At 60.3% G+C, this 19743-nt stretch carries 23 protein-coding genes; 6 read left to right on the top strand and 17 right to left on the bottom strand.

Features of this window, described 5'->3' with window-relative positions:
• Positions 1-132 precede the first annotated feature (132 nt).
• Positions 133-1887: a di-heme-cytochrome C peroxidase gene (locus Q2T52_RS05290; RefSeq protein ID WP_302075609.1), complete on the top strand. Its 1755-nt coding sequence runs from the start codon at positions 133-135 to the stop codon at positions 1885-1887.
• Positions 1888-1977: 90 nt separating this feature from the next.
• Here Q2T52_RS05290 and Q2T52_RS05285 read toward each other — a convergent pair whose 3' ends face one another.
• The gene (locus Q2T52_RS05285; protein WP_302075608.1) at positions 1978-2313 is read right to left on the bottom strand and encodes a DUF1491 family protein; all 336 of its coding nucleotides are present in this window, start codon (positions 2311-2313) and stop codon (positions 1978-1980) included.
• 130 nt (positions 2314-2443) lie between these two features.
• Between Q2T52_RS05285 and Q2T52_RS05280 the strand changes: the two genes are divergently transcribed.
• Entirely contained in the window at positions 2444-2677 is a 234-nt protein-coding gene (locus Q2T52_RS05280; RefSeq protein WP_302075607.1) for a hypothetical protein, read from the top strand.
• A gap of 15 nt (positions 2678-2692) precedes the next feature.
• On the opposite strand, the gene Q2T52_RS05275 is transcribed toward Q2T52_RS05280, so the two are convergent.
• Complete coding sequence (locus Q2T52_RS05275) at positions 2693-3811, bottom strand: peptidoglycan-binding domain-containing protein (RefSeq protein WP_302075606.1); 1119 nt, start codon at positions 3809-3811, stop codon at positions 2693-2695.
• Positions 3812-3827: 16 nt separating this feature from the next.
• On the bottom strand, positions 3828-5402 hold the full coding sequence (locus tag Q2T52_RS05270) for a sensor histidine kinase (RefSeq protein WP_436799489.1): 1575 nt from the start codon (positions 5400-5402) through the stop codon (positions 3828-3830).
• 408 nt (positions 5403-5810) lie between these two features.
• On the opposite strand from Q2T52_RS05270, the gene Q2T52_RS05265 reads away from it, so the two are divergent.
• Together Q2T52_RS05265 and Q2T52_RS05260 are read left to right on the top strand one after the other, a co-directional pair.
• A complete protein-coding gene (locus Q2T52_RS05265; protein ID WP_302075604.1) occupies positions 5811-6278 on the top strand; it encodes a DUF5330 domain-containing protein in 468 nt (155 codons plus the stop codon).
• Between the two features lie 197 nt (positions 6279-6475).
• Positions 6476-6895 carry a SufE family protein gene (locus Q2T52_RS05260; RefSeq protein WP_302075603.1) on the top strand — a complete coding sequence of 140 codons (420 nt, stop codon included), beginning with the start codon at positions 6476-6478 and terminating at the stop codon, positions 6893-6895.
• A 586-nt stretch (positions 6896-7481) separates the two neighbouring features.
• On the opposite strand, the gene Q2T52_RS05255 is transcribed toward Q2T52_RS05260, so the two are convergent.
• The 11 genes from Q2T52_RS05255 to Q2T52_RS05205 form a co-directional block, all read right to left on the bottom strand.
• Positions 7482-8267 (bottom strand): DUF6456 domain-containing protein, encoded by a 786-nt coding sequence (locus tag Q2T52_RS05255; RefSeq protein WP_302075602.1) that lies wholly within the window; start codon positions 8265-8267, stop codon positions 7482-7484.
• Positions 8260-8694, bottom strand: coding sequence for a helix-turn-helix domain-containing protein (locus tag Q2T52_RS05250; RefSeq protein ID WP_302075601.1), 435 nt, complete (start codon positions 8692-8694; stop codon positions 8260-8262). Before Q2T52_RS05250 ends, Q2T52_RS05255 begins: the two co-directional genes overlap by 8 nt.
• A gap of 152 nt (positions 8695-8846) precedes the next feature.
• Positions 8847-9254, bottom strand: a complete 408-nt coding sequence (locus Q2T52_RS05245) for a hypothetical protein (RefSeq protein WP_302075600.1) — start codon at positions 9252-9254, stop codon at positions 8847-8849.
• Between the two features lie 174 nt (positions 9255-9428).
• Complete coding sequence (locus tag Q2T52_RS05240) at positions 9429-9860, bottom strand: Ros/MucR family transcriptional regulator (protein ID WP_302075599.1); 432 nt, start codon at positions 9858-9860, stop codon at positions 9429-9431.
• Between the two features lie 418 nt (positions 9861-10278).
• Entirely contained in the window at positions 10279-10614 is a 336-nt protein-coding gene (gene mnhG / locus Q2T52_RS05235) for a monovalent cation/H(+) antiporter subunit G (RefSeq protein ID WP_302075598.1), read from the bottom strand.
• The gene (locus Q2T52_RS05230; protein ID WP_436799488.1) at positions 10611-10958 is read right to left on the bottom strand and encodes a cation:proton antiporter; all 348 of its coding nucleotides are present in this window, start codon (positions 10956-10958) and stop codon (positions 10611-10613) included. Before Q2T52_RS05230 ends, mnhG begins: the two co-directional genes overlap by 4 nt.
• Complete coding sequence (locus Q2T52_RS05225) at positions 10955-11428, bottom strand: Na+/H+ antiporter subunit E (protein ID WP_302075597.1); 474 nt, start codon at positions 11426-11428, stop codon at positions 10955-10957. Before Q2T52_RS05225 ends, Q2T52_RS05230 begins: the two co-directional genes overlap by 4 nt.
• Positions 11425-12990: a Na+/H+ antiporter subunit D gene (locus Q2T52_RS05220; RefSeq protein WP_302075596.1), complete on the bottom strand. Its 1566-nt coding sequence runs from the start codon at positions 12988-12990 to the stop codon at positions 11425-11427. Before Q2T52_RS05220 ends, Q2T52_RS05225 begins: the two co-directional genes overlap by 4 nt.
• Before the next feature lie 10 nt (positions 12991-13000).
• Positions 13001-13378: a Na+/H+ antiporter subunit C gene (locus Q2T52_RS05215; protein ID WP_302075595.1), complete on the bottom strand. Its 378-nt coding sequence runs from the start codon at positions 13376-13378 to the stop codon at positions 13001-13003.
• Positions 13378-13797 (bottom strand): Na+/H+ antiporter subunit B, encoded by a 420-nt coding sequence (locus tag Q2T52_RS05210; protein WP_302075594.1) that lies wholly within the window; start codon positions 13795-13797, stop codon positions 13378-13380. Before Q2T52_RS05210 ends, Q2T52_RS05215 begins: the two co-directional genes overlap by 1 nt.
• The gene (locus tag Q2T52_RS05205) at positions 13794-16187 is read right to left on the bottom strand and encodes a putative monovalent cation/H+ antiporter subunit A (RefSeq protein ID WP_302075593.1); all 2394 of its coding nucleotides are present in this window, start codon (positions 16185-16187) and stop codon (positions 13794-13796) included. The genes Q2T52_RS05210 and Q2T52_RS05205 overlap by 4 nt, the downstream gene beginning before the upstream one ends.
• A gap of 150 nt (positions 16188-16337) precedes the next feature.
• Between Q2T52_RS05205 and msrB the strand changes: the two genes are divergently transcribed.
• On the top strand, positions 16338-16745 hold the full coding sequence (gene msrB / locus Q2T52_RS05200; RefSeq protein WP_302075592.1) for a peptide-methionine (R)-S-oxide reductase MsrB: 408 nt from the start codon (positions 16338-16340) through the stop codon (positions 16743-16745).
• Between the two features lie 23 nt (positions 16746-16768).
• On the opposite strand, the gene Q2T52_RS05195 is transcribed toward msrB, so the two are convergent.
• Positions 16769-17509 carry an ArsR/SmtB family transcription factor gene (locus tag Q2T52_RS05195; protein ID WP_302076042.1) on the bottom strand — a complete coding sequence of 247 codons (741 nt, stop codon included), beginning with the start codon at positions 17507-17509 and terminating at the stop codon, positions 16769-16771.
• A 119-nt stretch (positions 17510-17628) separates the two neighbouring features.
• Here Q2T52_RS05195 and Q2T52_RS05190 point away from each other — a divergent pair, with 119 nt between their 5' ends.
• Positions 17629-18531, top strand: a complete 903-nt coding sequence (locus Q2T52_RS05190) for a DMT family transporter (protein ID WP_302075591.1) — start codon at positions 17629-17631, stop codon at positions 18529-18531.
• A 369-nt stretch (positions 18532-18900) separates the two neighbouring features.
• On the opposite strand, the gene Q2T52_RS05185 is transcribed toward Q2T52_RS05190, so the two are convergent.
• Together Q2T52_RS05185 and Q2T52_RS05180 are read right to left on the bottom strand one after the other, a co-directional pair.
• Positions 18901-19401: a GNAT family N-acetyltransferase gene (locus tag Q2T52_RS05185; protein ID WP_302075590.1), complete on the bottom strand. Its 501-nt coding sequence runs from the start codon at positions 19399-19401 to the stop codon at positions 18901-18903.
• Between the two features lie 78 nt (positions 19402-19479).
• Positions 19480-19689 (bottom strand): helix-hairpin-helix domain-containing protein, encoded by a 210-nt coding sequence (locus Q2T52_RS05180; RefSeq protein WP_302075589.1) that lies wholly within the window; start codon positions 19687-19689, stop codon positions 19480-19482.
• Positions 19690-19743 lie beyond the last annotated feature (54 nt).

Below are 19743 nucleotides of genomic sequence, written 5' to 3'. Positions count from 1 at the left end.
GAAGGAGAGGCAATAATGGCACAACCTTTTTTCCGATTTCTACTCTACCTATGATTTAAATCTTGCCTTTGAAATCATTGCGTGCATGTATAAAAAATACATTCATGGATTGATTTTCGTACGGGGGCGAAGATGAAGGCGTTCAAATTTATTATCGGTTTTGCATGCTGTCTGCTGTCCAGCGGACAGGGTTTTGCGGATATTATCTACAGTGACCAGGGGCCAAACTGGAACAATACCAGTCGCGTTCAATTCTACACGCAGGATCAGGGTTCCAGGCTCATCAAGCTCTCCTGGTTGCAGGCACTGAAACTTCCTGATGGCACCCCCTTCCTGAAAGACAACCTGGCGCGATACGGCTATTTGCCGCTTGACGCGCCACAACAAGGAATTGCGGTTGGCTTTCCGATCACCGGCACATCGGGGCATCAAGATGTCGGCATGACCTGTGCCGCCTGTCACACGCGACAGATCACAGTCTCGGGTGCGAACTATCGCATTGATGGCGGTCCGGCGATTGTCGACTTTCACGGTTTTATGACGGATCTGGATAAGGCGGCCACCAAGATCGCAACCGATCCGGCTGCATTTGAGGCATTTGCCCGTCAGGTCCTGGCTTCGGGCTATGACAATTCGGTTCTCCTGTCCGTCCTGAAAAAGGAATTCAGTCTTTGGTACGAACGCTATCACGCCATCGCGCAGCACGGACTGCCGCACGAGAGCTGGGGGATGTCACGGCTTGACGCTGTCGGCATGATCTTCAACCGCTTGACGGGGCTGGATATTGGAACGACGCAGAACCGTTTGATCGTTTCAAACCTTAAACCGGCTGACGCGCCGGTCCGTTATCCCTTCCTCTGGAATGCTTCAATTCAAGACTTCACTCAGTGGCCGGGCTTCGCCGCGAATGGCAGCGACATTCTGGCATTGGCGCGCAATGTGGGAGAAGTTTACGGGGTTTTTGGCGAATTCGCACCGAAGAAGGATCCCAGCTCGCTTCTCAAGATAAACTATAAGCACCTGAATTCGGTCAATTTTTCCGGCTTGGGGACGTTGGAGAACCTGATCAAGAAAATCGGTCCTCCGCACTATCCGTTCGCGACAAACCCGCAACTGGCGGCTCAAGGTCAAGCTGTTTTCAATCGCTCGAGCGCCGCCGGTGGCTGTGTTGAATGTCATGGAATCACGCCCGGCAAGACCCGGGCCTTCTTCAACAATACCTGGGCAACGCCCATCATGAACGTTGGAACGGATACGCGCGAATACAACATTCTTGGTTGGACTGCAAAAACCGGCGTGCTCAATGGAGCCCCCATACCCTTCTCTCTGAAGAGACTGGGTGCGTCCGAAAAGTCGATCGATATCCTGACTGTTTCTGTTCTCGGCTCTATCTTGCAGAATTACGCACCGTTTATCTTCGGATCCGGAGACGATCTGGTGATGAAACTGGCGTCGAAAGCGCTCGCCGAAAAGGGCCTGAGCTCTGACATCAAGGAACTGCAGAATGCATTTCCCGCATCTCGGGATCCGGCCTCCGCCAATGCCACCGCAGCGAAGGGAACAGCAAGCACCGAAAATTATGCCTATGAGTCTCGCGTTCTTGAAGGCATCTGGGCAGCAGCCCCCTATCTGCACAATGGATCCGTCCCGACGCTTGAGGACCTGTTGAAGCCTTCGGATCAACGCCCGGCACAATTTCCCGTGGGCGCAGAGTACGATCCGGTCAAGATCGGCTTGAGCGCCACGCAATCCGGCCTGAGCACGACAACAGTCACAACAGGCTGCAATGATCTGAATTCCGGCAACAGCCGCTGCGGCCATGAATTTGGCACGGCACTTCCGGATGCAGACAAGAAGGCCCTGCTCGAATATCTCAAAACCCTATAATGCCAAAGGCTTGACGACCTGTTTCTGAAGAGCCTGACTATTCCAATGCCGTCCGGCTATGCGGTGAGTAGGCGACATTCCGTCGCCCACTCACCCCTCTACGACCGGAAACAGGTCGGTCACATCATCAAGGTCCAGCTCGATCACCCATAGGTCGGAATCAAAGCGGGCCTCGCGGGCAATCAGTGCCTCCACCTCGGGGGCTTCCACGCCCGCAAGACGCTTTTCGAAACGGCGGGTGCCGTCCTCCTCGATCATCATCTGCGGTGCTGGACCGTAGAGATCTTCGCGGCCATCACGGAACCGATGGCGGATGAAGATCGCCCCGGCCTCCCCAGCCCCCTTGCGCTCAACAGCGGCAAAGCCCCCTTGCGAAAACACCCTTCGGGTGAGCGCGGAGACATAGAGCTCCGTTTTGAGACGCATTGTCAGTTTCCTTTGCTCTTTGGCAACACATGGCGAAGTAGGAATAGACGTGAGCGGTGGTCATATGTTGACATTCCGCAATTTTCACCGGCTTCGATTGTTTCAATATCGGCCGGATGCTGGAGTGACCATGGCGAAGTTCAAGTATTCAGCGCATCTGAAGCAAAGCGATGTCAGTGCCTTCGACAATGGCTGGCTGCCAGGGCAGTCTCCGCCCAACTCCGGCATCTATCGCTGCAAGAACTGTGGCGATGAAATCGTTGTGCCCAGGGGCACGGCCATTCCCACCAATCATCACGAGCATATCGTGCTGGGCCCGGTCATCTGGCAATTGCTGGTGTTTGCGCAGGAACATCCGAAGTAAGCGGCACTTGTCCGCTTAGAGGGCGCCGATCGCCTTCAGCTTCTTCAGCACGGCTTCATCAGGCTCGCCGGTTTCCGGCAGGCGGTAATGCTTCTGAAAATGGCGGATCGCCGCCTTGGTCTGCGCGCCTGCCACGCCATCGACAGTCACATCCGTATAGGCGATGTTCACCAGCCCGCGCTGGATCTTCATGATGCGGTCCGCCTCCGGCCCCGCAGTGGCGGCAGCACTTGCGGCAGCCGCCGTCGTTGCCGAGGTCGGCGTGGCCTTGACGGGTGTTGCGACAGCCTTGGTCTTGGCGACGGAGGGAATGTCGGCTGGCGGAATGGGCGGCGCGGATTTGGAAGCCGCGCGGATGGCGGCTGCGACAGGGTCTTCCGCCTGCAGGTTGCCCGCCGGGCGCGAAACGGGCACCACATGCGCTGCCGCATGGCGCGCGGGCCCGTCTGCCGCCGGAACGGGCCCAGTCGTCGGGGCAGATACGGCCTGCTTCGGGTGATCCTGCGCAGGGGGGAGAGGCGCTGCCGCAACGGCTTCCTTGCGGGTAGCCGGTGCAGGCGCCGGTGCCGCAAGCTGAACCGGGGCGGATGCCGCGGCAGGGGCCGGTGCAGGCGCCGTCTTCGGAGGCGGCGGCGTGTGCAGCATAGCCAGCAGTTCTCGGGTCGGCTTGCCCGTCATCGGAAGGCCGGCGCTTTCCTCATAAAAGAGAATGGCCGCTTCGGTACTGCTGCTATTGATACCATCCGTTGGGCCCTGGTAGACGCCGCGACGGGTCAGTTCCCGCTGGATCTCCGCCACCATCGCCGTATCGCCGATCACCGCGGCTGCGGTCTGTTGGAGCGCTGCCGGTTTCTGCGGCTCTGCCTCTTCGGCTCGCTCGATCTTGAACGTCGTGACGTTGGAGGGGTCCGGCCGGCGGCTGGCCCGCAAGCCCGCTATGGCATCGGGATGGTTGGGATCACGCGTGCGAAGGAAGGGCGACGGGTGGTCTCCCGGCTGGTACCACAACGCATTGGCAAAGACGAAGCTGCAGGCCATGCAGACGCAAATGCCGCCCACCACCCGGCCGGGACGGCGCAGCAGCAGGCTGCCCGTGGCACTCAGAACCCGCAAGAGAAGACCCGGCTCCTTCACCGGAGGTTTTCTCCGGCTAGGCGGTCTTCGCTTTTGCGCGGTCATGCGCAGCTTCCTGTTCAACAGTTATCGTCACGCCTTGAGACTTATGCAAGCGCGGCGGAAATTCAATCGCCTCGACCGATCCGCCTGTGGATGGCGCAGCAGATACACCATTCAACGGCAGACGAATGGCAATCACGGTCCCCTCACCCACACGGCTTTCGATCACGAACGTACCGCCATGCAGGGCGACAAGGCCTTTCACCAGCGCCAGACCAAGACCGGTGCCCTCATAGGCGCGGGCGTAATCGTCCTGCACCTGCATGAAGGGCTGGCCGATGAGCGCGATCTTTTCCGGTGCAATGCCGATGCCGGTATCGCTGACGGTAATCTTCAGGCTTTCGCCTTCGGCCACCGCATCGATGGAAACGACACCACCATTGTTGGTGAACTTGATGGCATTACCTGCGAGATTGATGAGGATCTGTTGAACGGCGCGGCGATCTGCCACCACCTCGTCCAGACCGCGCGCAACCCGAGCCGTCAGCGTGATGCCCTTGGCCTTGGCCTGCAGGTCCAGCATGGCGCGGCAGGTTTCCACGGCGTCGGCAATTCGGAAGGGTTCGGTGACAAGCTCATAGCGGCCGGCCTCGATGCGGCTCATGTCGAGCATGGTGTTGACGACGGACAGAAGATGCGCACCCGACTGCCGGATCAGCGCCACATATTCGCGCTGGCGATCGTTTTCCAGCCGGCCGAAATATTCACCGGCCAACACATCCGAGAAGCCGAGAATGGCATTGAGCGGCGTGCGCAGCTCATGGCTGACGGCGGCGAGAAAGCGGGATTTTGCCTCATGCGCGCTTTGCGCCTCTTCGCTGCGAATGGCGAGATCATCGCGCAGCTGGCGCTCGGCGCTCGCATCGCGCAACTGCACCAGCACCTGGACAAGCGCACCTTCGCCATCGCGAAGGGCGGAAAGGTCGGCCTGCACGTTCATCAATTGACGGCCGGCAGCAGCGTCCGGTCCGCGCTCCACGCGGACGTCCACCAGCGCCTTCGGCGCGCCCTGGCGCAGCAGGTCCAGTGCCTGTGCCAAGGGCAGGCGGTCGGAAACATGCACGAGTTCGGCCAGCGCCCGGCCTTCCGGCATCTGGATCGCGGAAGGCAGAAGATCGCGGTCGCGACCGGCGCAGCTCTGCACGATGCCTTGCGCATCCAAGATCAGGGTCACACCCGGGACATGATCGAGGAAGACCGTAGCGTCCACGGGCGCCGTTGCAATATTGTCATTGCGGTGACGAAGAATGGAAAGCGTTGCCGCCATCAGGCACAGGCAGGCGGCAGAGCCGAGTGCAGCGGCCAGCGGCAACGCGAAGGCAAGGCCTACCAGCGGCATCAGGGCAAGCGTCAGAAGCGGCAGGAGAAGTAGGGAAGCGATCGTGATGCGGCGCAGGACAACGGCATCCGAAGGGCTGAGGGTATCCCCCTCTCCCATCCGTTGAAGCCAATGCAGGCCGACCCGGTCCACATGGGAAACCAGTCTCCTGCCAATGTCGGTCAATACGCGCACGCCTGTACCTAATCGCGAATCTCGATGCCCGAACATAGGCCCCGCCCGCTTAAGGAAACTATAAAAACAGGCTCAGGATTGGCCTGCGAAAGCCTCAAAAAGCGGGTTTGGCTGTCCCGGAACGAAGCAATTCCGCTTGTGGTTAACACAGCGTAAGCGGCGGATTTTCTTGCATTTTCGCAAATCTGTTAACCTGTCAGGCAAATTGCGCCCCGCAAAGCCCGGGGATTACGGGAGGCCGCCACAATTATGCTTAACACGGCTCGTTAAAATGCGCTGCAAATGTGATTTGAGCATCGTTTCGGCACCAGTCGATAAAATGCGATACAAATTTGAGAAAAATGCTGCTGCTGATCTCAAGGCCGTGTTCTTCCATCGGTCGTAGGGTCCAACCACAAGACCGGAAAAGCCCGGCGCCGACGAGAAGCGGACAGGTGAGATGACATGTGGTTTCTGATCAAAGGTAGCGTATTCTTTGCCATGGTGCTGGTAGTGCTGTCCTATTTCAGCAGCCAGCCGACGCCCGCTCCTGCAGGCACCAAGGACTTACAGGTCTCGGATGCTATCTCGGCCGCCACGGAAGCCTATGGCTATATCGCCTCCATCTGCAAGCAGAAGCCGGACGTCTGCGAAAAGGGTGGCGAGGCCTTTACCGCCCTCAGCTACCGGGCCCGCGAAGGTGCCCGCGTCGCATTCGAGTTCCTTGACAACCAATTGGCCGGCGACAAGGCTGACGGCAAGGTCGACAACAAGGCCAAGCTTGCCGATGCCAACCCCGCCCCGCGCCATCTGGCAGAGGCACCCGCCCAGCCGATGCCGCCCAAGCCGCAGGATGTAAAGGTAAGCGACGCGGATGCCGTGAAGACAGGCACTGTCGTACCGCTGCCGATGAAGCGCCCGGCCACAAACTGAGTTTTTAAGAGCTTGCATCGGCGACCCCGATGCCTGTTGTGCCTGTACTGCCGCCGGATTTCGGCCCGTATCTCCGGGATCCGGTTTAACTTCAGCCTTTGCTGGCGCCGCGAGAAACCTGTTCTCGTGGCGTTTTTTTCGTTCACGCCGTGCCCTGCTCTGCCTATATGAGAGATGGAACCGAAGGACAGACGCGCATGGCCAGCATCGAACAGATCATCGACGATTTCGCTTACCTCGACGATTGGGAAGATCGCTATCGCTATGTCATCGAACTGGGCAAGGCGCTGCCGGATCTGGCCGAGGAAAAGCGAACCGCCGAGAACAAGGTGAATGGCTGCGCGAGCCAGGTCTGGGTGGTCACCCATCACGGCGAAGGCGCCGACCCGGTGCTGACCTTGGAGGGCGATTCCGACGCGCATATCGTGCGCGGGCTGGTTGCCATCGTGCTTGCCGCCTATTCCGGCAAGCGTGCCTCCGAGATTGCCGCGACGGATGTGATCGAGATCTTCGACCGCATCGGCCTCGTCGAGAACCTCTCCTCGCAGCGGGCCAACGGCCTGCGCTCCATGGTCCGCCGCATTCGCGACGAGGCTCGCGCGCTGTCGCCGGCTTGAGTGCAGACTGATCTGATACCAAATCTCGATGATAGGAACCGATTGCGTGGGACCGGAGGCCTTCATCCGACGTGGAACGCATACCGGAGAGCGATGCTCCCGCATCGGTCGAGGATTGCGACAAAGTCGGTGAAGAATTTCCGGCCCATCCGAAGGACAGGGCGCTTTTGCCCCCCCGGATGTCGTCGAAAATCCGCGCCGGACCGATGGGTCCGACTGTGGTTTTCTCCTCGCCTGAAACCAAAATCGCTCCGGCGCAATCGGTTCCTATCATCGACATTTGGTATGAGTCACCCGTAACACGTCATGCCCCCTCATCCGCCCTTCGGGCACCTGACAGGGGAAGCGCAAATCTAACGCGTAATTGTACCCCCCTCTGTCCTGCCGGACATCTCCCCCACAAGGAGGGAGATCGACTCGCTGCACGGCTCTGCCTCAAACAGGTACCGGATTTGCAGCATCTGCTGCTTGTGTTTTTGAAGGATTGAAAGCGGCGCCCCAACTGATCTCCCCCCTTGTGGGGGAGATGCCCGGCAGGGCAGAGGGGGGTGATAGCAGCATAGACTGCCTGACACCTTACCAAACCTCACTCCATCCTCGGCCGATAATCCTCCGCACCCCAATGGTGGCTGGAACGAGGCCGCACCGGCGGCGGGGCATAATGGCGGGCGAGTGACAGAAGGGCCGCACGCAGCATCAACTTGGCGGAACGAGCCGGCCAGTCACGCTCCCGTTCCACCAGTTCCAGTCCCTTGCCGAAGCAGCAGACATCCACCGCGACGCCTGATAGTTCGGGCCCCATGGCCTCGACCGCGCGGTTGAAGCGCAGCCGTGCAGCCGCCGCCGCATCGGTCAGATCAGCGATGCCGCCCGCCTGCCTCTTGGTACGCTCCCCCAGCCTTGGCTCCCAGGAGGCGGTGACGCGAGGCTGCAACTGGCCGCGTTCGAAATCGGCCGCCAGCCTTTCCCCCGCCTCCACCGTCTCGGCCAGGAAATAGGGCTGCCCTCCCCGGTCCTTGAGGCGTGACAGCGGGCCGAGCGGCGATTCCGCCAGATTACGGCGCACAGCGTGTCGTGCCCCATCCAGCAAAATCTCCGCCTTCTCGATCACGCGATGCTGGTCCTGAAACGCCTCCTCCTGCATTTGTGACAGCAGGCGACGCAGATAGGCCTTGCCTTCCGGTCGCAGGCGAAGCGAACCACCCTCGGCCTCCGCCAGTCCCTGCGAGAGAAGCGCCCGCATTTCCGGTGCGTCGGCAGCTATGCCATCCCGACCCTCCCCGAGGGGGATCGGTCCACGCACCAGACGCCGCAGCAATTTGACCGTGCCGCCCTTTGCGGAATGGGTTTTAACAACCGAGCGCTTACTCATAGGCAATCGGCTCCATCTGGCCAAAGATCGTCTTGATCAGACGCTCAATGGTGGCGACGAACTCGTCATAGGCCGCATTGTCACGCCGGTCTTCCACCACACCGCAGGCATGGCCGACGGTGGAACGATCCTTGCCATAGGCGTTCGCAATATCATTCAATGGAATGCTGAGCGTCACGTGGCAGATATACATGGCGATCTGCCGTATGTGGCAGATCAACCGCCGCCGGTCCCGACGCATCTGCACACGCTCCCCCGTCAACATCACGAATTCGCTGACGACATGGCTGACGATCCTGCAGATGCGGGGGAGCGGCAGGCTGGCGGGTGCTTGCGGCAGGGGAAGATCCGCCTGGCCCTCCAGGGCAGGCGGCAGGCCGCGCGCTTGACGCGGATCGCGAAAAGGCTTGAATGGGTTCTCGGACATGAACAACTCCCTGTTATAGGAATTAATTCATACACCTTAATGGAGGCAGGGGAATTTCAAAAAATGCTGTCCGATATACGAACACTGATATCGCTTGTATTTTTCTGCTCAGCACAGAAATTTATGGGATTATTTTCCTCACCCAATCCCCATCAACGCCAGACTTCGACATCCACATAGGAGTCGCTCTGGCCGCGCGAGATGATCTGTACCTTCACCCAGCAATCGCCCTGCAGCAGCATATTGCCGGCCTGGCGGGAAATGGAACCGTTGGCGACCATGCGCTCCAGCCGCTCGCGATTATTGGCATCGGAAAAGAAGTCGTCGCCTTCATCACCCCGGTCGCGAATATGAAACACATGGTAGTTGGCGCGATCCTGACGGATCACCTGCCAGGGCTGCGTCAGCCGCTCACCCCGAGAATTGTAGAGATCGTTTTTGCCGATATAGGCCGTATAGCTTTCCAGCACATCCCCGCCACGGGCGCGCGTTACCGATTGCGCCTGGACAGACGCGACAGACAGAAGCAAAGCGGCTGCGAATACGGACACCGATTTCATGGAAAGCCCTCCTGAACTGATCTTTGAATATCAGGCAACAGGCGCGAAATCCACGAGAGCCGACTATTGCAAGCGGGTCATCTGCTTAAGTCTAGGGTCATCGTAACAGCAAATACAATTCTCCCGGCGCGAAGGTTTGAAATCCGGCCGGGAGAGGAAAAGATACTAAAGAAATTACTTGGCGGCGCGCTTACGGCGCTGACCGAGGCCCATTTCCTTGGCGAGGCGCGAACGCGCTTCAGCATAAGCAGGCGCAACCATCGGATAGTCAGCGGGGAGGCCCCACTTCTCGCGATATTCTTCCGGCGTCATGTTGTAATGGGTCATCAGGTGACGCTTCAACGACTTGAACTTCATGCCGTCTTCCAGGCAGATGAGATAGTCGTCTTCGATCGACTTGCGGATCGGAACCGGCGGCTTCGGCTTCTCAACCTGCGCAACAGCAGGTGCAGGCGCGGTCGTGTTGCTGAGAGCGGCGTGGACGTCCGAGATCAGGTTCGAGAGATCGCCAACCGGAACAACGTGGTTACTGACGTAAGCTGCTACAATATCGGCGGTCAGTTCCACCAGTAGATCGGGGCTTTTGCCCGACACGGTTTCTGTCATTTCAAGTCTCCTGTTCAAAATCAATGGAAGGCCGGCCCTGCTCGACCTGCCCGTTGTAAAACCTCCGCATCAGCCATCGGTAACGCGCACGCGTCTTACGAACGTGGGTATATCCACCCCTAGATTCCCTCGTTCGTCCGATAGCAGTGTCGGATACTGATACATACTCGGTTTATGCGCCAGCCCATTCGTCACATTCCCACGATTTAGTGCGTGGCTGGACATTTCCGAAGGGATGAGCGAACCATCGTCTATATCTTGGCTCTACTCGAAAGCGATTAGCATTGATCGCTGCAAAGTCCAAATACATTTTACGAAACGTCGTTCTATGCTGCAAGTTTTTGAACGAATGCTTCCAATGCGACTCACATTCGGAAAATTGACAAACCGCATGTACCTATAGCCGAACCGCTCTTATTCAAGAGGCATCCTCTGCAAGTTCGTCGATGACGCTGCGCGAATCGAGTTTGTAGCCCACCTTATGGGCGGCCATCGCAACAAGATGTGCCGAAATAGGAGCGGTGAGAACAAAGAATACAAATCCGGCCACTGCACGAACAAGAATTGCAAAGTCATCGGCATGCAGGCCCGCCGCAAGCAACAACAGGCCGGAGCCCACCGTGCCGGCCTTGGACGCCGCATGCATACGCGTAAACAGATCCGGCAACCGGTTGAGACCGATAGCCGCGATCAGCGCGAAGGCAGAACCGGAGAGAATCAAAAGTGCCGTGATGATGGTTATGAGCGCATTCATGCTTGGCCTCCCCTCTCCTCATGCAGGTCTTCCAGCCGCTGACGCTCCCGCACCGCTTCTTCACTTGCCCCGCGCGCCAGAATGAAGCGGGCGAAGGCGATGGTTGCCAGAAAACCGACAAGCCCGAGTGCGATGGCGATATCGATGTAAAGCGGGAAGCCGGTCTTGATGGCGATCACCGCGATGAAGCCAAGCACGATGCCGACCAACATGTCGAGCGCCACCACCCGGTCGCCAAGAGTTGGGCCGCGCACCACACGCCAGCCCGTCAGCAGCAGCGAGAGCGAGAGGAGTGCCAGGCCGATCCAGATTGCAAGGTTCAGAAAGCTCGCGGCAAATATCATCGGAAGGCCTCCAGGATCTTGCGCTCGAAACCTTCGGCGATGTCGCGCTTCGCCGCTTCCACGTCGGAGCAATCAAGCGCGTGGACAAAGAGGCGCTTGCGATCTTTTGAGACATCCACCGACAGCGTACCCGGCGTCAGCGTGATCAGGTTGGCGAGCAGCGTGATTTCGAAATCGCGGTCGACTGTGAGGGGAAAGGCGAAGATGCCGGGCTTCAGCTGCATGTTAGGCCGCGTCACCAGCACCGCGACCCGCCAGGCCGACAGCGAAAGCTCCTTGAAGAACAGCAGGATCAGCGACAGGATGCGCCCGATGCGCCTGAGATAGCTGGTGCCGTTGGCCTGCTCACGGATGAGGCCGAGCGACATGGCTCCAACCAGGAAGCCAAGCATCAGGTTGAGCAGACTGGCGCTGCCGCTGACGGCGACCCAGAACACCGCAAAGATGACATTGATCGTAAAGGCGGTCATGGCGTCACCTTTTGCGGAAAAACGGAGCGGATATAGGCGGAGGGCTCCAGCAGCGACGACGCCGCCGATTGCGTCAGGCTCATGGGTTGTTCCGGCAACAGGCCGAAGCCGAGCGACACGAGCACAAGCACCGCCACGGGCAGGTTTACGCGCCATTGATCGCGCCTGCCGAGGGTGGACTTTCCAGGCACTCTTTCCGGGGCAGGCCGCCAATAGGCGAGCAGGAAGACGCGGGCGAGCGCGATCGTCGATAGAAAGCCGGAAACGAGAATGGCCCCTGCCAGCCACCATGCGCCGACATCGAGGGCCGCCTTGACCAGCGACACTTTGGGCCAGAGGCCGGATGCCGGCGGCAGGCCGCTGACGGCGAGAAACAGGATGAGCGAGAGAAAGGCGAAACCGGGTGCCGCCGCATAAAGCCCGCCCAGCCCGGACAGCCGCCATTCACCGCCGGACAGCAGGGCCGCGCGTCCGATGATCAGATAAAGCGCGGTCATGGTCAGCATGGAATGCAGCGCGTAGAGCACCGCGCCCGAGATGCCCGCCGTGGTGCCGGTCGCGATCCCTGCCAGCACATTGCCGATGCCGAGAATGACGGCAAAGCCCGCCATCCGGCGCAGATCATCCTGCGCCAACATGCCGAGAGCGGCGATGACCATGGTCAGGATCGCCACCACAGCGATAACGGTGCTCAATTCTTCCCGCTGCAGCGGGAACAGCATGACGACGACCCGCAGGAGTGCATAGACGCCGACCTTGGTCAGCAGCCCGCCGAAGATGGCCGAAACCGTGATGCGCGGCGTGTGATAGGAGGCCGGCAGCCAGAAATTGACGGGGAAGGCCGCAGCCTTCATGGCGAAGGCCATGAGGAACAGCGCGGAAAGCGTCATCAGCGGCGCGTTCTCGATCGTGCGAACCTTGAGCGCGATATCGGCCATGTTAAGCGTGCCGAACACGCCGTAGAGATAGCCGACCGTGATCAGGAACAGCGTCGTGCCAACAAGGTTGAGGATCGCGTATTTCAATCCGCCATCGATCTGCTCCCGTTCCGAGCCCAGCACCAGGAGTCCGAAGGAGGAAATCAGCAGCACTTCGAACCAGACATAGAGGTTGAAGATATCCCCCGTCAGGAAGGCGCCGGTGACGCCCGCCATCAGGAGCATCAGGAAGGGGAAGAAGCCGTAGCGGCGGGCGCCGCTGTCGATATCAACAAGCGCAAAGATCCCCGCCGCCAGTGCTGCGACACTCGCCACGAAGGCCATGAGAGCGCCGAGCACATCGGCGGTAAAGGCAATGCCGAAGGGCGGCAGCCAGCGGCCCATGGTCATGGTGAGAGGACCGCCTGCCGCCACCCGGGCGAGCAGCAGTCCGGTTTCCAGCACCAGCAGCGCAAGGCCCGCAACACCAATGCCGCCATGCCATTGGATGCGGTTGCGCAGCATCATCAGCACGGCACCGAACAGGATCATGGTCACAGGCGGCAGGATCAGCAGCCAGTCGCCGGGCAGAGGTGCGGTGAGCACCAGCGCTGCGGAGAGATCAACGGGAGTTGGAGCGGCCATATCGTCTCCCTCAATAACCGAGCGGCGGCATGGGTTCATCCTTCGGTTCGGCGAGGCGCATATCGTCGGTATTATCCGTGCCGAGCGCCTGATAGGCGCGGTAGGTCAAAACCAGCAGGAAGGAGAAGAAGGAGAAGGAGATGACAATCGCCGTCAGAATGAGGGCCTGCGGCAGCGGATTGGCGGCGCCTGACGGCAGTGCATCCATACCCGCACTGATGATGGGCGGCACCTCCCGCGTCAGACGCCCCGAGGTGAACAGCAACAGGTTGACCGCATTGCCGAGAATGGCCACCCCCAGCAGCATGCGTACCGAATGGCGCGACAGCATGAGATAGATGGCGACGGAGAAAAACAGGCCGACAAGGCCGCAGAACAGGGCTTCCATCAGTCGTCATCCCTTTCTTCCAGCGTCAGCGCGATCGAGGTGATCGATCCCAGCACGACGAAATAGACGCCGATATCGAAGGACATGACCGTCGCGAGCGGCACCTGCACGCCGAAGAGCTCCGGATAGATCCAGAGGCCCGTCATGAACGGCACGCCGGCCAGCATCGAGAGGAGGCCGGAGATTGCGGAAAGCGCCAACCCAAAACCGGCAATCGACAGCGGATGAAACCAGATGGCGCGGCGCACGGCCGTGACCCCATAGGCGATGCCGTAGATGGCGAGCGCCGAGACGGCAATCAGCCCGCCGATGAAGCCGCCGCCCGGCTCATTATGGCCACGCAGCAGCACGAAGATGGAAAACATCATCATCAGCGCCGTCAGGAAGGGCGCGACCGTGCGGAAGATCAGCGTGTTCATGCCTCGCGACCCTCCGCTTCGTCAGGATTGTTATCCGCCGGTTTCAACGCGCTTGTGCCGCGCATGCGGATGAGTGCCAGGATGGCGAGACCGGTGATCATCACGACGGCGATTTCGCCCAGCGTGTCGGTACCGCGGAAATCGACGATGATGACATTCACCACATTGGCGCCGTGGGCGATCACCTTGGAATAGGCGTTGAAGAACTCCGTCAGCCGTTGATCGAACGGGCCTTGCGTGGTGCGCAGCAGGAAGAGCGCGAAGCCGAGGCCGCAGGCAAGCGCAACGGCGACATCGAGCAGCATCTGGCCGAGCGGGCGCGGATCGGAGTCCAGCAGCCGCAGCCGCGTCATGACCAGTGCCAGAATGACGACCGAGAGCGTTTCCACCATGAACTGGGTGAAGGCGAGATCCGGCGCGCCGAACAGCAGGAAGATGACGGCGACAGCAAAGCCCTGGATGCCGAGCGAGACGATGGCATTAAGCCGCGTGCGGGCCCGGAGCACCGCAATCACGCCAGCCCCCGCCAGCAGGAAGATCGCATATTCATGCAGCATGACGCCCTTGGGCCAGGTGGGCCAGGCGGGCAGTTCGCCATAGACGAACATGGGCGCAAGCAGGACCACCGCAATCAGGATGAAGGTGGCGGTGATATAGACCTCCAGCCGGCCGGACTGAACGATGCGCGTGATGAGTGCCGCGACGCGCACCAGGCCGGAAAGGGCATGATCAAACGCCCTGTCCGGACCGGGGCCGATCGCCTCCAGCAGGCGTGCCATGACCTCGCGAAGCCTGGCAAGCTGCCAATAGGCGAGTACGCCAAGGGCGACCGTGACGACGGACAAGAGCAGCGGCAGGCCGAGATGCGGCACCGTTGATATCGTCACCGGCACCGGACGCCCTTCCACGGCGCTCGCCATGGGAGTCGAGACGTAAGCATGTGCAAGGCTGGAGGCGACACCCGCAACCAGACCAAGGACCGCCAGAACCACGGGGCCGATCAACAACAAGGCCGGCGCCTCATGCGCATGCTTGGGCGTCTCCACCTTCGGCCCGATGAAGGGCTTTAGCGCAACCGCAAAAGCGGCGGTGAACATCAGGCCGTTGCCGAGCACCGCGACTGCCGTGAACAGGATGGCCCGCGCATTTCCCCCTGCAAGCGCGGCGTAAATCTCTTCCTTGGCGAGAAAACCGAAGAAGAGCGGCAGGCCACCCATGGAGGCGGCTGCCAGCACGGCTGCCGCGAAGGTAACCGGCATGGCGCGCGACAGGCCGCCAAGGCGCGTCATGTCGCGGGTTCCGGCCTCGTGATCGACAATGCCTGCCACCATGAAGAGCGCGCCCTTGAACAGCGAATGCGCCACCAGATACAGCACCGCCGCCGTCACTGCATGCGGGGAATCGAAGCCTGTCAGCAACACCAGAAGCCCGAGCGAGGCTATGGTGGTATAGGCCAGCACCAGTTTCAGATCCGTCTGGCGGATTGCCAACAGCGTGCCGATCATAAGCGTCAGCCCTCCGAAGAAGGGCAACAGAATTTCCCAGGCAGGCGTGTGGCCGAGTGCCGGATGCAGGCGCATCAAAAGATAGACGCCCGCCTTCACCATGGTGGCGGAATGCAGATAGGCCGAGACGGGCGTCGGCGCTTCCATGGCGTTCGGCAGCCAGGCGTGAAAGGGAAACTGCGCCGACTTTGTAAAGCAGCCGCCAAGCACGAGAAGAAGCGCCATCAGGTAATACGGGCTTTGGCGCAGGAGATCGCCCTGATGGATGAGCAGCGAGAGCTGCGTAACGCCCGTCATGTTCCAGAGAAAGATGAGGCCCGCCAGCAGGCACAATCCACCGCCACCGGTAATCACCAACGCCTGCAGGGCCGAGCGGCGCGCCGCCGCGCGCTCATGATCGAAGCCGATCAGCAGGAAGGAGGTGATCGAGGTCAGTTCCCAGTAGAAGAACAGCATCAGGAAACTGTCGGACACGACCACGCCCAGCATGGCGCCCATGAACAGCAGGATGAAGCAGAGGAAGCGGCCCTGCTGCGGATGCCCCTTCATATAGCCGCCGGAGTAGAGAACGATCAGCGTGCCGATGCCGGTAATCAACAGCGCGAAGGTGAGCGACAGCCCATCCAGAAACCAGGAGAAGGAAAGATTAAAGCTCGGCACCCAGATATAGCCGCCCGTCACCACCTCGCCAGCGGCAATTTCCGGCAGGAAGCCTGCAAAGTGGACGAAGGAAAAAGCGGGTGCGAGCGCCAGTATCCAGGCAGATGCAGCCCCCAGTCTTGCAGTCAAGACGGGCGCAGCGATAGCAGCGAGCAACGGCAGGAATAGACAAAGTAAGGTCATGACCGGAACTTCGGCTCCCTGCTTGCGCGTTGCATCATGCATGACGTTTCGCCGCTACGAAGCGGGCGAGAGAGTGACTGTTTAGGGTAATGAATCCGCTGGCTCAATCTTTTTAGATCGCAAAACGAAACGATGTCGGACTTTTTATCCAGCGCGAGAATTCCTATCTATCGCCTAAAAGAGGAGTAGACGATGCAAGATAGGTCAAAACCCCGGATTGAAAAGTCGGATGCGGAATGGCGCGAGCAATTAACGCCGGAACAGTACCGCATCCTGCGCCAGGCCGGCACGGAGCGTGCCTTTACCGGCCCCTACTGGAACAGCAAGGAAAAGGGTCTCTACCGCTGCGCAGGCTGTGACGAGCCGCTGTTCGTCTCCGATACCAAGTTCGATTCCGGCTGTGGCTGGCCGAGCTATTTTGAGCCTGTCAAACCGGATGCGGTGATCGAGCTTCGCGACACCAGCCACGGCATGGTGCGCACCGAAATCCGTTGCGCCAATTGCGGCGGCCATCTCGGCCATGTCTTCCCGGACGGCCCGCCACCGACCGGCCTGCGCTACTGTATCAACGGCCATGCCATGGTGTTCGAGGCGGAGTGAGGCGATTGCTCGGCATACCTATCCTACTCCGTCAGAACCGGATAGACAGCTGAGCGCCGCTCCCGCCAATTATCCGGCAGGTTGAAGGCTTTCACGAGAGCGGGTTCACCCAACCGCGAGAAGGCCAGCGCCCGGCTTTCGGGCACGCGCGTGAGCCAATTCAGATCCAGCAGCCGCTGCAAAAGCGCCGCACCCAGCCGCCCCGCCAGGTGCGAGCGGCGCTCGCTCCAGTCGAGGCAACAGCGGCAGAGGGGGCGGTTGGCCGAACTGGACCAGTCGACATCGACGCCGAGATCGCAGAAGAAGCGGCGCCCCTCCTCCGTCACCAGCGCTGCGCCATCCGCCATCAGCAGATAGGCATGATCCACCAGCGCATCGGCAACCGCCAGCGCCAGCCGCCCCGCCATATGATCATAGCAGGTGCGGGCAAGCCGCAGCGCCTCGTCGCGCGGGCCAACGGGCCGATGCCGCTTCGGACCGACAGCTGCGACGCTCATGAGGGCATGCACGGCGGCGGCGATATCCGGTGAGGCCAGCCGGTAGTAGCGATGGCGGCCCTGCTTTTCCATGGCGATGAGACCCGCCTCCGCCATCTTGGAGAGATGGCCGCTGGTGGTCTGTGCGGTGACGTGACCGTGAAAGGCAAGCTCGCCCGCCGTCAACGCTTGCCCGCCCATCAGCGCCAGCAGCATATTGGCCCGCGCAGGGTCTCCAATCAGATGGGCGATCTCGGCGATCGCATTTCCGGAAGCAATGTTCGACATGCGCGGACTGTAGCAGCACCGTACCAACGTGTCAGGGCGCAACAGTTCGGCCATGGCCGAAGCATTCGGTTCGCTATAGGGAGTAGTGAGACGGCAAGAGTCACAGGAACCGATATGCAATGCCCGTACAGACCAATCTTGCCCGCGAACTCCTTCTTCTGCTGCTTCTCGCCACCTGCTGGGGGTCCGCCTATACCTTTATCAAGGTCGGTATCGAAACCATTCCACCGGTCACGCTGATTGCGGCGCGCACCCTGATTGCGGGCGGCCTGCTTCTCGCAGTGCTGAGACTGAGGGGTCTTTCCATGCCAAGGGATCGCGTCGTCTGGGGCCGATTCCTGGTGCAGGCCTGCCTCAACAGCGCCGTGCCCTTCACGCTGATTGCCTGGGCCGAACAGACGGTCGATGCCGGACTCGCCGTCATTCTCAACTCGCTGACGCCGGTTGTGACATTCCTGATTACCGCGCTCGTCACCCGCCATGAGGCGGTATCCGCCCGCAAGCTCTCCGGCGTCGTGGCGGGGTTGATGGGGGCGAGCCTGATCATCGGTCTTGGCGCACTGAACGGTCTCGGTCGCGATGTGCTGGCGCAGCTCGCCGTGGTGGGCGCCACCGTCTGCTACGCCTGCGGCGCGATTTACGGCAAGAATTTTAAGGGTCTCGACCCGATGATGCCGGCGGCTGGCTCACTCGTCTGCGGCGCCGTCCTGCTCCTGCCCGCAAGCATTGTCATCGACCACCCGTGGACGCTCTCACCCTCCCTGCCCTCACTTGCAGCGCTGCTGGCACTATCCGCCTTTTCGACATCGCTGGCCTTCGCCATCTATTTCCGGCTGGTCAACACGCTGGGCTCCGTCGCCACCACTTCGCAGGCCTTTCTGCGCGTGCCGATCGGCGTCGGCATCGGCGCCATCTTTCTGGGCGAGCGTCTTTCGGTCACCACCTGGATCGGCCTCGCCTTCGTGATGATCGGCGTTATCGCCATGACACTGCCGGGGCGGAAGGCTGCGGTTGCGGGGTGAGGCTATAGCCCGACGGATCAACTTGAAGATTATTCTGCTTAAGGATATATTTCAGGAGTGGATCAGGAGCGGTAACTCCTGATCCGTTTCGCTTATGCTAAGAAATCGACCCGCACGGTAGCTTGCCAGCTCGTGCGGGTTTTTCTTATCGTCAGCGTGATGCTAAATGGTATCAACCACATGCCATCACTCCCGTTCAAGGGCAGAGCCTGCTGCCTCACCCGGCGCGGCTCATCCTCGCCGGTTAGCTCGGCTGGCGTGAGCCTGCCGCTTCACCCTCAGGTTGAAGCATACCAGCGAGCAATTCTTTGTCTTGTAGGGAAGGCGCTTGTGCAAGCGTTGAACGGATCGAAAATCGATCGCTCCCCCTCACCCAACCCGCAACTCCAGGCAGGCGAGATCCAGCCAGCGGCCGAACTTGATGCCCACTTGCCGGTGAACGCCGACAAGCTGGAAACCGAGCTTTTCATGCAGGGCAATCGAGGCCGCATTGCCGGCCTCGATGCAGGCCACCATCACATGAATATTGCTTTCCCCGGCGCGGGCTATCAGCGCCTGCATCAGCGTCTTGCCGAGCCCTGCCCCGCGATGATCATGATGGACATAGACGGAATGTTCCACCGTATGGCGGAAACCCTCGAAGGCACGCCAGTCGCCATAGGAAGCATAGCCCGCCACCTGTCCGTTGATATCAGCGACCAGCACGGGAAATTCCCGTGCCTGACGCGCCGCAAACCAGTGCCGGCGGTTTTCGAGATCCACCTGCGTCTCGTTCCAGATCGCTGTCGTGTTGGCCACTGCATCATTATAAATGTCCATGATGGCGGGCAGATCAGCCTCGACTGCATCGCGAATAACAGGAGCGGTCATCGTCTCTTCCACTATAGTATACTTTCCGTATCACTTAGCAGACGATGTGATCAGACGTCCAGATGAAACCGGACGAGATCAGAGATGTGCTGATGCTGGTGAGGATGGATCGCCAGGCGCGACGCTGCGAAGTCGTGATAGTTCCGCATGGATCAGTTCCAGTGAGCGCCGCCCCACTCCATCAAGGGCTAGAATTTCCGCATCCGACATCGCCGCCAGGCGGCTCATGCGGCGAATGCCGTTGTCTCTCAGCACCTCAATCAGCCAGCGCGGAAGGTGGCTTCGCAAGACCTGATCAGACTCCCGGCGAGTGGCCGAGCTCCGGAGACTGGAAGAAGAGGA

The organism is Rhizobium oryzicola (assembly GCF_030504645.1).
GTDB classification, from domain to species: Bacteria; Pseudomonadota; Alphaproteobacteria; order Rhizobiales; family Rhizobiaceae; genus Neorhizobium; species Neorhizobium oryzicola.
This window is presented reverse-complemented; position numbering and strand designations above follow the sequence as displayed.

What these genes read in the sequence shown, in the direction of transcription:
- Q2T52_RS05260 (WP_302075603.1), top strand. Translation starts at nt 6,476, where the DNA reads ATGGCCAGCATCGAACAGATCATCGACGATTTCGCTTACCTCGACGAT.
- Q2T52_RS05270 (WP_436799489.1), bottom strand. Translation starts at nt 5,402, where the DNA reads ATGTTCGGGCATCGAGATTCGCGATTAGGTACAGGCGTGCGCGTATTG.
- Q2T52_RS05250 (WP_302075601.1), bottom strand. Translation starts at nt 8,694, where the DNA reads ATGTCCGAGAACCCATTCAAGCCTTTTCGCGATCCGCGTCAAGCGCGC.
- Q2T52_RS05210 (WP_302075594.1), bottom strand. Translation starts at nt 13,797, where the DNA reads ATGAACACGCTGATCTTCCGCACGGTCGCGCCCTTCCTGACGGCGCTG.
- Q2T52_RS05220 (WP_302075596.1), bottom strand. Translation starts at nt 12,990, where the DNA reads ATGGCCGCTCCAACTCCCGTTGATCTCTCCGCAGCGCTGGTGCTCACC.
- Q2T52_RS05215 (WP_302075595.1), bottom strand. Translation starts at nt 13,378, where the DNA reads ATGGAAGCCCTGTTCTGCGGCCTTGTCGGCCTGTTTTTCTCCGTCGCC.
- Q2T52_RS05230 (WP_436799488.1), bottom strand. Translation starts at nt 10,958, where the DNA reads ATGATATTTGCCGCGAGCTTTCTGAACCTTGCAATCTGGATCGGCCTG.
- Q2T52_RS05240 (WP_302075599.1), bottom strand. Translation starts at nt 9,860, where the DNA reads ATGACAGAAACCGTGTCGGGCAAAAGCCCCGATCTACTGGTGGAACTG.
- Q2T52_RS05195 (WP_302076042.1), bottom strand. Translation starts at nt 17,509, where the DNA reads ATGTCGAACATTGCTTCCGGAAATGCGATCGCCGAGATCGCCCATCTG.
- Q2T52_RS05225 (WP_302075597.1), bottom strand. Translation starts at nt 11,428, where the DNA reads ATGACCGCCTTTACGATCAATGTCATCTTTGCGGTGTTCTGGGTCGCC.
- Q2T52_RS05290 (WP_302075609.1), top strand. Translation starts at nt 133, where the DNA reads ATGAAGGCGTTCAAATTTATTATCGGTTTTGCATGCTGTCTGCTGTCC.
- Q2T52_RS05285 (WP_302075608.1), bottom strand. Translation starts at nt 2,313, where the DNA reads ATGCGTCTCAAAACGGAGCTCTATGTCTCCGCGCTCACCCGAAGGGTG.
- msrB (WP_302075592.1), top strand. Translation starts at nt 16,338, where the DNA reads ATGCAAGATAGGTCAAAACCCCGGATTGAAAAGTCGGATGCGGAATGG.
- Q2T52_RS05205 (WP_302075593.1), bottom strand. Translation starts at nt 16,187, where the DNA reads ATGCATGATGCAACGCGCAAGCAGGGAGCCGAAGTTCCGGTCATGACC.
- Q2T52_RS05280 (WP_302075607.1), top strand. Translation starts at nt 2,444, where the DNA reads ATGGCGAAGTTCAAGTATTCAGCGCATCTGAAGCAAAGCGATGTCAGT.
- Q2T52_RS05245 (WP_302075600.1), bottom strand. Translation starts at nt 9,254, where the DNA reads ATGAAATCGGTGTCCGTATTCGCAGCCGCTTTGCTTCTGTCTGTCGCG.
- Q2T52_RS05190 (WP_302075591.1), top strand. Translation starts at nt 17,629, where the DNA reads ATGCCCGTACAGACCAATCTTGCCCGCGAACTCCTTCTTCTGCTGCTT.
- Q2T52_RS05265 (WP_302075604.1), top strand. Translation starts at nt 5,811, where the DNA reads ATGTGGTTTCTGATCAAAGGTAGCGTATTCTTTGCCATGGTGCTGGTA.
- mnhG (WP_302075598.1), bottom strand. Translation starts at nt 10,614, where the DNA reads ATGAATGCGCTCATAACCATCATCACGGCACTTTTGATTCTCTCCGGT.
- Q2T52_RS05185 (WP_302075590.1), bottom strand. Translation starts at nt 19,401, where the DNA reads ATGACCGCTCCTGTTATTCGCGATGCAGTCGAGGCTGATCTGCCCGCC.
- Q2T52_RS05255 (WP_302075602.1), bottom strand. Translation starts at nt 8,267, where the DNA reads ATGAGTAAGCGCTCGGTTGTTAAAACCCATTCCGCAAAGGGCGGCACG.